The sequence below is a fragment of the Methanobrevibacter sp. UBA188 genome (assembly GCF_905234905.1).
In the GTDB taxonomy this organism is placed as follows: domain Archaea; phylum Methanobacteriota; class Methanobacteria; order Methanobacteriales; family Methanobacteriaceae; genus Methanocatella.
Map to the genome: position 1 here is coordinate 1 of NZ_CAJOJM010000054.1, position 8653 is coordinate 8653.

Below are 8653 nucleotides of genomic sequence, written 5' to 3' on the forward strand. Positions count from 1 at the left end.
ATGCCCGGCGGAGATATGGCAACAAAATATCCTGCAAGAATGCTTGCAAGCATCCTGAAAGATGAAGATTTGATTAAAAATTATGCCAATCATTTCAAATACGGAGAAATCGAAATTAAAAATATTTTCAAGCAATTGGATTCCGGAATCAATGTTGGAAAGACCACCAGTACTGGAAGAGTTCTCGATTCAATGGCAGTTGCACTTGAAATATGTGATAAGAGAACATATGAAGGAGAATGCTCCATGAAACTTGAATCATGTGCTTATTACTCAACAACTGATTTGGAAATCCCATACATTATTGAAAACAATACATTGAATACAACTGAGATTTTAAGAGATGTTGTCAGATTATATCAAAATGGAGCAAAAAAAGCTGATATTGCCCGTGCAGGACAAATTGCTGTTGCAAAGGGATTAAGTGAACTTGCAATAAGTTCAGCAGATAAGAAAAATCTCAATAGCATTGGAGCCACAGGGGGCGTATTTTACAACGAAGCCATTACCGACACCGTTAAAAATTTCATTGAAAATAATGGATATGATTTTATCCAACATAAAAACACTTGCGCAGGAGATGGATCAGTATCCCTTGGACAAGCGATAATAGCTAAAAAAAAGTAAAGAGAATTGTTTGAAATTGAATTCAAACAATTAATTAATGACCACACAACTGTTCTATCTACTTCTATAAGTTCTTTCAAGAATATATTCGGCTCTTTCCAAAAGATTGCCGTATAATCTTATTTGATTTTTCAACTCATCGATAGCTTCGAGCTGTCCGGCATCAATTCTTTTTTCAATATCTAAAAGTTTTGACCATTCGTCACCTGATGGAAGCTGTAGCGTATTCAACATATCATCTGACAGATTTACATCGAAGGTGTTTCTATTGATTGTAATGTGAATATTCACTTCGTTTTGTAAATCATAGTATTTACGCGGACGACCTCTTAAAATTTTCTTATAAGAAGAATTCAAGATACCTATATCTTCCATAGCACGTAAATGTTCAATGATTGCCTTTTGACCAATATCGAGCTCATTGGATATTTCACTAACAAACATAGGTTCTTCCCTTAAAAGGTTAATAATATCTCTTCTAGTTTTACAGCCCATTACATCAAGTATATCTTCTTTATCAATATCTCCTAAATGGTCGTTATAGTTTCCTCTAATTTCTATGTGGCCATTAGAAGAATTGACATTTTTATGATATTTATCATTTTTAATGTCTTCACTATCTCTCATGGTAATACATTATATCATATAATATATTTAAAGTATTGTATTTTTATTACTACTTGTAAGAAAAAAGTCAAAATAATCGAAACCTTTATATAACTTTTTGTTACTATAATATAGTAAGAGAAAGATAACTTTTTGTTACTTTAATATTTGGTTCTGAAAAACTTAAAGTAATAACTCTTATAAGATGAACCATTTTCCTATATGTCCATAAATTCCCAAAACCAATATTAAAGTTCTTAAAGTTTAATATTCTCGATGCAGAGTTATTACATTAGTTTTTCAAAAAGCAATAAAAGGGTGCACGTATGACTGATGAAAATAAAAGCGAAACTGAAGTTGAAACTCAAGATAATCAAGAAAACTATGATGAACTTCTTGAAGAGTTAACTCTTAAGGATGAAGAGATAGCCAAACTTAAAGAAGATCTTGAAAAACAAGAAAATGAAACTCAAGAATATATTTCATTATCACAAAGACTTCAAGCAGATTTCGAAAATTTCAAAAAAATTACAGATAAGCAAAATAAAGAAATAATCAAATTCGCTAATGAAAATATTATTAAAGAGTTCATTGACTGTTATGAAGACTTTGGTAGGGCTTTAGAAATTGAAAACGATGAAGATTTAAAAGAAGGAGTAGAACTCATCTACAATAAATTTAAAGATATCTTAACAAAAGAAGGCGTAGAAGAAATTCCTGCAAAAGGTGAAAAATTTGACTTGAACAAACATGAAGCATTAATGGTTCAAAAGTCAGATGATGTCGAAAACGGATATGTTATAGATGAATTGATGAAAGGATACATGTACAAAGATAAAGTCCTTAAATACTCCAAAGTTATTGTTTGTAAAAAATAAAATTCAAGTTTATTAAATTATTTATAAAAAAAATAGGTGATAATTATGTCTGATTCAAAAAAAGAAAAAATTATTGGTATTGATTTAGGAACAAGTAACTCAGCAGCATCTGTACTTGTAGGAGGTAAACCAACCACAATTCCTTCCGCTGAAGGAGCAAGTCAATATGGTAAATCTTTCCCAAGTTATGTTGCATTTACTGATGACGGTCAAATGTTAGTTGGTGAACCTGCAAGAAGACAAGCAGTTACAAACCCAGAAAATACTATCAGCGCAATTAAAAGAAGCATGGGTACTGACCACAAAGTAACTGTAAACGGAAAACAATATTCCCCACAAGAAATTTCCGCATTCATCTTACAAAAAATTAAAAAAGATGCAGAAACATTCCTCGGAGAACCTATTGAAAAAGCAGTAATTACCGTACCAGCATACTTTGACGACAACCAAAGAACCGCTACTAAAGATGCAGGAACAATTGCAGGATTAGATGTTGTAAGACTTGTAAACGAACCAACCGCAGCAAGCCTCGCATACGGTCTTGACAAATCCGAAGAAGATGACATGAACATTATGGTATACGACTTAGGTGGAGGTACCTTGGATGTAACCATCATGGAATTCGGTGGAGGAGTATTTGAAGTAAGATCCACCAGTGGGGACACTCAACTCGGTGGTACCGATATGGATAACGTATTAATCAAATACTTAGCTGATGAATTCAAAGCTAAAGAAGGAATCGACTTAATGGATAATGACCAAGCAGTACAAAGATTAAGAGAAGCTGCTGAAAAAGCAAAAATCGAATTATCCACCACTACAACTACCGAAGTAAACTTACCATTCATTGCAATGGGTGCTGACGGAAGCCCTAAAAACTTAATCATTTCACTTACAAGAGCTAAACTAGAAGAGCTCGTTGATTCAATTGTAGAAAAATCAGGTAAACCAATGCAACAAGCATTAGATGATGCAAAAATGAGCAAATCTGAAATTGATAAAATCATCTTAGTTGGTGGACCTACCAGAATGCCAATTGTACAACAATTTGTTGAAAAATTCATAGGAAAACCAGTTGAACGTGGTATTGACCCAATGGAATGTGTATCCATGGGAGCTGCTATTCAAGGAGGAGTATTAGCTGGAGAAATTAAAGACATCGTTCTTTTAGATGTAACTCCATTATCATTAGGTATTGAAACCTTAGGTGGAGTATCAACTACATTGATTGAAAGGAACACTACTATTCCTACCAAAAAAAGCCAAATATTCTCCACAGCTGCAGACAATCAACCTTCTGTAGACATTAACGTATTGCAAGGGGAAAGAAAAATGGCAGCAGACAACACTTCACTTGGACGTTTCCAACTTGTTGGAATTCCACCTGCTCCAAGAGGCGTTCCTCAAATTGAAGTAACATTCGATATTGATGCAAACGGTATTATAAATGTAACTGCTAAAGATAAAGGAACAGGAAAAGAACAAGCTATCACAATTACTTCCTCAACAAAATTATCTGATGAAGAAATTGAACAAAAAGTCAAAGAAGCAGAAATGAATGCTGAAGCAGATGCAAAAAGACAAGAAGAAATTGAAATCAGAAACAATGCAGACTCATTAATTTACACTTCAGAAAAAACCTTAGATGAACTCAAAGATAAAGTATCTGAAGATGAAAAAACTAAAGTCGAAGGACTTGTAGCTGAATTAAGAGAACTTATAGCTGGCGATGATATTGATGCCATTAAAGCTAAGTCTGATGAATTATCCAATGTAGTTCAAGAAATTGGTGCTAAAATTTATCAACAAGCACAAGCAGAAGCTCAAGCTCAACAAGCTCAACAAGAAGCTGGTGGAGCAGATCCTAATGCCGGTGCTAAAGACAAAGATGATGACACAATTGATGCAGACTATGAAGTAAAAGACTAGAATTAATAATAATGTTTTATTAAATTGTTGGGAAATATAATAAAATCAGAAATCAGAATCAATCAATAAACTAACAATGAGATAAAACTACTATTATTTTTTCTATTTATTTTTTAAAACATACTAAGGTGAATAAATGGCAGACAAGCGAGATTATTATGAAGTTCTTGGAGTAGACAAATCTGCAGATGAAAAGACAATTAAAAAAGCTTATCGTAAATTAGCCAGAAAATACCATCCAGATGTTTGTGATGAGCCAGATGCTGAAGAAAAATTTAAAGAGGTAAGTGAAGCTTACGCTGTCTTGTCAGATGATGAAAAACGTCAAAGATATGATCAATATGGTCATGCAGGAATGGATGGATTTACTGCAGAAGATTTCTATCAAAACGTGAACTTTGATGATATTTTCCAAGGTTTCGACATTGGAAACATATTTGACATGTTTGGTTTTGGTGGAGGCTCTCGTTCACGTGGAAGAACCGGTCCTCAAAGAGGTTCAGACATATATACTGAAGTTCCAATTACTTTAGAAGAAGCATTTACTGGATGCGATAAAGAAATCAAGATTACAAGAAGTGAACTATGCCCTACATGCCATGGTTCCAAATCCAAGCCAGGTGTTGAACCTGAAACCTGTAAAACATGTGGCGGAACAGGACAAATTAAAGAAGTCAGCAATACAATTTTAGGCCAAATGGTAAATGTAAGGCCATGTAGAGAATGTAACGGTACTGGAAAAATCATTACAGAACCATGCCCTGACTGTCATGGAAAAGGCAGTAACAGAAAAACCAAAACAATTAAAATTGAGATTCCAGAAGGAGTTGATGAAGGCAACCATTTAAGAGTTTCCGGTGAAGGAAACTGTGGTGAAGCATCAGGCCTTGAAGGAGATTTAATTGTAACAGTTCACATTAAGAAAAATAAACAATTTGAACGTGAAGGAGATCATTTATACTACGAGCAGCAAATTAGTTTCCCACAGGCAGCATTAGGTGATGTAATAAGCATTCCAACTATCGAAGGAAAAGAAGTTGAATTTAAAATTGCACCAGGAACACAAAGCGGAACCGTGTTTAAATTGAGAGGACAAGGTATGACATCATACAGACATTCAGGTAGAGGAAACATGTATGTCAAAGCCAATGTCGTAGTTCCTAAAAAATTAAACTCAAAACAAAAAGAAATTCTCACTGAATTTGCTGAAATCAGTGGCGATGAAATTAAACATGTTGAAAAAGGAATCTTTGACAGGGTCAAAGATGCGATGAAATAGATTAGCCATTTTTGCTAATTTATTTTCCCACCACCATATTAATTTTAGACATGATTAAAACCACATCCAAACTAATTTTTACAAGATAATTATATTTAAATCAAATTATTTTTAATGAACCCTTTGAAAATAGACTTTTTAATTATATGAATGTAGATTATCACATACAAGTTTTGAAATTTTCAAAATTATCAGAAATCACCCATATTTTGCTCATAATTTTTAGGCAATTTAAACGAAATAATGATTAATTAAATAACATGCTAAAAATATTAATTGCATTAAAATAAGTAGTAAACCAATTAAAAATAATGTGTATTTTAAAAATAGTAAATATGAATTTAGACATCTACATGAAAAAATAAAAAAAGTATAGAGATTAAAAATCTCTATTTTTTAACTGTAATTTTAACAGATTTTGTGGATGCTTTGTAGTAAGCATTTCCAGCAAACTTAACAGCAGCTTTGTAAGAACCTTTTTTAGTTAATTTGGTAATTTTAAAGACAGCTTTACCTTTAGCATTAGTTTTTGCTTTGTAGGTTTTACCTTTAACTTTTAAGGTTACTTTAACTTTCTTAACTGCTTTATTTTTATTGTCTTTTAAAACTACAGCATATTTTTTAACTTTAGTTTTAGCTTTAAATGCTTTAGATTTAGCAGTTATTTTAGTTGCTTGTTTGGTGATCTTAATTGTTGAAGTTGCACTGGATTTCGCATAATTATTGTCACCAGCGAATTTCATAGTTAACTTATAAGATCCTGTTTTAGTTGCTGAAAGTTTGTAGCTGATTACACCTGCTGAATTAGTAGTGTAAGTTTTTGTTTTACCATTAAAAGTAATTGAAACTTTTTTATTTGCTAATCCATTTCCTTTCATATCCACTAAAGTTAATTTGAAGTTATATCCTGATTTAACTTTAGTTAATAAAACAGTTACAGATGAAGATGCTTTAATAGCAGAAGCGGAAGCATCTACTGTAATCGGAGTTGAAATATCCTTAGGACCATATTTTTCATTACCTTCAAATGAAGTTTTTGCAACATAATAACCAGCATCCAAGTCAACTACAAATGCAGCATAACCTTCATCGTCAGTTGTTGCATTGTAAGTCATATTGTTGACAGTTGAGAAAAGAGTAATGTTTTCAAGTGGAATACCGTTTTCGTCATATGCCATTACAACATAAAGCACACCGTCAGCATATTCAGTATATACTCTTGGAGATGCTAAAATTATTTTATAATCAGGAGTATTACTTGAAACAGTGGCATTTTCTGCTTCAGCAACAGCATTATTACCTACACCTTTTGCACCTGCTAAATAGTTATCTTTAACTGTTGCTTTATTGTTAGTTAAATTAATAGCTGAATCACCAGTAGTTTGAATATTGTTATTAGTAATTGTAGAAGTACCTTTAACAACTTTAATACCAATATTTTGAACTCCGAAGCCTTCCCAAATAGATTCGTTACCTACATTAGAACCTTTTGCGGAAATTATGTTGTTGTCAACCACTAAATTAGATCCTCTGTATGCAATTCCAGTAGTATAATTACCTGCTAGAACAACATTATTACCAGTTACATTACTTTCAACATCACCTAATGAGAATCCGAATACATTATATGCATCACCAACAATTTCATTACCAGTATAAGTTGCTGAAACATTTGCACCATTCATACCAGAGTAAATTCCGTAAGCGGAAGTAGGAGATTTTACTGAAATTCCGTTATCTTTTACAACTCCAGTAGCAGGGCCTTCGATATCGATACCGTTAGAGTAATAATTGGATGTTGAATCAATGGTATTTGCTTCAATATTGAAATTATCACCAGTAATTATTAATCCGTAGATATAAGTATTTCCTTCAGATGTAATTTTGTTATTGGAAATTACAGCATTGTCTGAATTTTTGAAATCTACAGAGTAAATAGTATCAAAACTTTCAACAACATCGATAAATTTAACATTTACTTCATTATTATCAAAAGTAGTACCATTAGATTTTTCAACAACGATACCTTCGGAAATAGGAGAGCTTACCCAATTACCACTACCTGAAGGCACTTCAGCCCAAGGCACATAAGCAGAAATCAAATCTAAGTCAAATTTATTAGAATTAATTACAGCACCTTCAACATCATTAATATAAACAGCATTGTTGATACCTGTACCATTTGTAGCACCTTGATAGTCAACAGTGTTATTGGAAACTATTAAACTAGCAGCATCTACAGCATAAATTGCATAAGCATTTTTATCAGTATTAGCAACAGTATTTATAAAGTTACCAGTTAATGAAGCTTCAGTCACATTATTGAGAATGGAAACACCTTTACCCGGACCGGCAATAATGTTGTTATTAATGTTCACATTACCTTTAATAACTTTAATACCGACAGCTTCAACACCAAATCCTTCCCAAATTGACTCATTACCAACTTCACTAGATTCTAATACAACGCGATTGTCAGCATTTAGAACCTCTATAAGCCATACCAGTAGTATAATTACCTTTTAAGTTAATAAAGTTATTTACAATATTACTGTCCACATCACCAACAGACATACCGAATATATTGTAAGCATTACCTGAAATTTCATTACCAGTGTAGTTAGCACTTACATCTGCACCATTCATACCGGAATAAATACCGTAAGCACTAGCACCACTTATTACTAAAACACCATTATTTTCAACAATACCACTAGCAGGACCTTCAATATCAATACCATTAGCATAATATTCGCCAATAGAAGTTATATTATTAGCTCTTATTGTGAAATCAATACCGGAAAGAATAATCCCATAAATATAATCTTTACCCACAGAAGTAATTTCATTATTTGTGATTACAGCATTATTGGAATTTTTGAAATCTACAGAGTAAATGGTATCATAACCGTATGAAGTAATGACATCAGTGAAATTAGTAGATACAGTATTACTATCAAAAGTAACATTATTAGAATCTTCAACAACAATACCTTCACTAATAGGAGCACTTATCCAATTTCCACTACCTACAGGAACTTCAATCCAAGCAACATCAGCAGAAACTAAATCTAGGTCAAATTTATTTCCATTTACAATAGCTCCATCAGCATTATAAAGATAAATTGCATTATTGATTCCGGTACCTTTGGTAGTACCTTGATAATCGATATGGTTGTCAACAATTTTTAAACTAGCAGTATCATTAGCATAAATTGCATAAGCATTTTTATCAACATTAGCGACAGTATTAATCATGTTATTTTTTAATACCACATTAGTTTCATTGCCTTTTACGGAAACACCTTTACCAGGACCAGCAATTACATTATCA

General features: G+C 32.5%; 5 protein-coding genes and 2 pseudogenes. 4 read left to right on the top strand and 3 right to left on the bottom strand.

Annotated features, from left to right (window positions below; all coding sequences use genetic code 11):
- A pseudogene (locus QZ143_RS08470) lies at nt 1–627 on the top strand (carbamoyltransferase HypF); the annotation flags it as partial.
- 54 nt (nt 628–681) lie between these two features.
- Here QZ143_RS08470 and QZ143_RS08475 read toward each other — a convergent pair.
- Nucleotides 682–1254: an ArsR family transcriptional regulator gene (locus tag QZ143_RS08475; protein ID WP_292609813.1), complete on the bottom strand. Its 573-nt coding sequence runs from the start codon at nt 1252–1254 to the stop codon at nt 682–684.
- A gap of 305 nt (nt 1255–1559) precedes the next feature.
- On the opposite strand from QZ143_RS08475, the gene QZ143_RS08480 reads away from it, so the two are divergent.
- The 3 genes from QZ143_RS08480 to dnaJ all read left to right on the top strand — a co-directional run bounded on the left by QZ143_RS08480 (nt 1560) and on the right by dnaJ (nt 5319).
- Nucleotides 1560–2111 carry a nucleotide exchange factor GrpE gene (locus QZ143_RS08480; protein ID WP_292883162.1) on the top strand — a complete coding sequence of 184 codons (552 nt, stop codon included), beginning with the start codon at nt 1560–1562 and terminating at the stop codon, nt 2109–2111.
- A 45-nt stretch (nt 2112–2156) separates the two neighbouring features.
- Complete coding sequence (gene dnaK / locus QZ143_RS08485; protein ID WP_292883165.1) at nt 2157–4040, top strand: molecular chaperone DnaK; 1884 nt, start codon at nt 2157–2159, stop codon at nt 4038–4040.
- 136 nt (nt 4041–4176) lie between these two features.
- On the top strand, nt 4177–5319 hold the full coding sequence (gene dnaJ / locus QZ143_RS08490) for a molecular chaperone DnaJ (protein ID WP_292883168.1): 1143 nt from the start codon (nt 4177–4179) through the stop codon (nt 5317–5319).
- Nucleotides 5320–5708: 389 nt separating this feature from the next.
- Here the strand turns inward: dnaJ and QZ143_RS08495 are convergent, their stop codons facing one another.
- Nucleotides 5709–7697: an Ig-like domain repeat protein gene (locus QZ143_RS08495; protein WP_292883171.1), complete on the bottom strand. Its 1989-nt coding sequence runs from the start codon at nt 7695–7697 to the stop codon at nt 5709–5711.
- A gap of 97 nt (nt 7698–7794) precedes the next feature.
- Nucleotides 7795–8653 (bottom strand): annotated as a pseudogene (locus QZ143_RS08500) (hypothetical protein); the annotation flags it as partial.

Coding starts and splice junctions, on each gene's coding strand:
- QZ143_RS08475 (WP_292609813.1), bottom strand. CDS start 1,254: ATGAGAGATAGTGAAGACATTAAAAATGATAAATATCATAAAAATGTC.
- QZ143_RS08480 (WP_292883162.1), top strand. CDS start 1,560: ATGACTGATGAAAATAAAAGCGAAACTGAAGTTGAAACTCAAGATAAT.
- dnaK (WP_292883165.1), top strand. CDS start 2,157: ATGTCTGATTCAAAAAAAGAAAAAATTATTGGTATTGATTTAGGAACA.
- dnaJ (WP_292883168.1), top strand. CDS start 4,177: ATGGCAGACAAGCGAGATTATTATGAAGTTCTTGGAGTAGACAAATCT.